Annotated in this window: 1 protein-coding gene; it reads left to right on the plus strand. The window is 33.4% G+C overall.

Annotated elements, in window-relative coordinates; all coding sequences use genetic code 11:
• Positions 1-97: 97 nt before the first annotated feature.
• On the plus strand, positions 98-1,290 hold a 1,193-nt coding region (locus H5182_RS21960), incomplete at its 3' end, for an IS4 family transposase (RefSeq protein ID WP_182760654.1).

Raw genomic sequence — 1,290 nt, forward strand, 5'->3', positions numbered from 1 at the left:
ATGTCATAGGTAAGATCTTAAGAAATTGAGTTGAAGCTCAATTCATGATCAAATGGTTGTTACCACACAAACCACAGAATCAAGAAAAGAGCTTCAAATGAATGCTAACATTTTTATTAATAAGTTAAAAAGTATCCTAAGTGAAAAAAAACTGAACCGACTTGGTAAACAAGTAGCATTTACTAAAAGAGAAAGAAATATTACGGCATTTCATATGGTTGTTAGTCTTGTTGCTGCGCTTGGGGATAAAAAAACGATCTATTTATCCGAAATATTAAGAGTTTATAATCAGCTAACAGGGCAGTCTATTAAGTATAAGCCTTTTCATAACCAGTTAGTTAAACCTGAACTAGCTGAACTAATGCGAGAGGTAACAAATAGAGTTTTTAATTGTTGGATAAATGATGCGCTTAAGTACACGAAAAAAGATTTGTTCAAGTTTGAGAATATTTTAATTCAGGACGGTAGCTCTATTATGCTTCATCGTTCTTTAAAAGATGTTTTTCCTGGGCGATTTTCAAATACGTGTCCAGCAGCTATTGAATTGCATGCTACTTTAAATTTAACGCAAGGTTGCTTTGAAAAAGCAGGTATAACACCAGACAGTTACTCTGAACGTGAAGAACTTCCAAAATTTAAAGAGTTGAAAGGACAGTTGTTACTTGCTGATAGAGGATATTATTCAGGTAGTTATATTCATGAATTAGATAAAGCAGGAGGATTTTACGTATTAAGAGCGAAGGGATTAAAAGCAGTCAGAGTACATAATGCTTTTAAGCAAAATGGACAGGAATTAACAGGAAGTCATTCCCCAAAGTTATGTGAGTTGCTCCCCGAATTACCTAAAAATGATCTTATTGATATGAATGTTAGCATAAAAAACAAGCTAACAAGAGTCGTTGGGTATTGGTCAAAAAAAGAAAAACAATATACATTTTTAGTCACTAATTTATCTATTGATGAATTTACAGCGACTGAAATAGGCAAATTATATAGGTTACGCTGGCAGGTTGAATTACTTTTTAAGGAGTGTAAGTCTTATAATAATTTACGCGGCTTTCAAACATCAAACGCAACCTTACAAGAGGCGCTAATTTATGTAAGTTTAATAGTAACCACGCTTAAAAGGTTTTTAACTGGCTGTATTGAAAAGATATTCAAAACTGAAATGTCTACAATGACAGTAGCAAAAACAACGGGGGGTTGGTGGATTGGCATATTAACAGCGATTATTAGGAAGCATAGGAAAGGATTGTTAAATGCAGTTAATGGAGCATTTGACTTTCTGAG

Source organism: Pseudoalteromonas sp. SG44-17 (genome assembly GCF_014164235.1).
GTDB classification, from domain to species: Bacteria; Pseudomonadota; Gammaproteobacteria; order Enterobacterales; family Alteromonadaceae; genus Pseudoalteromonas; species Pseudoalteromonas rhizosphaerae.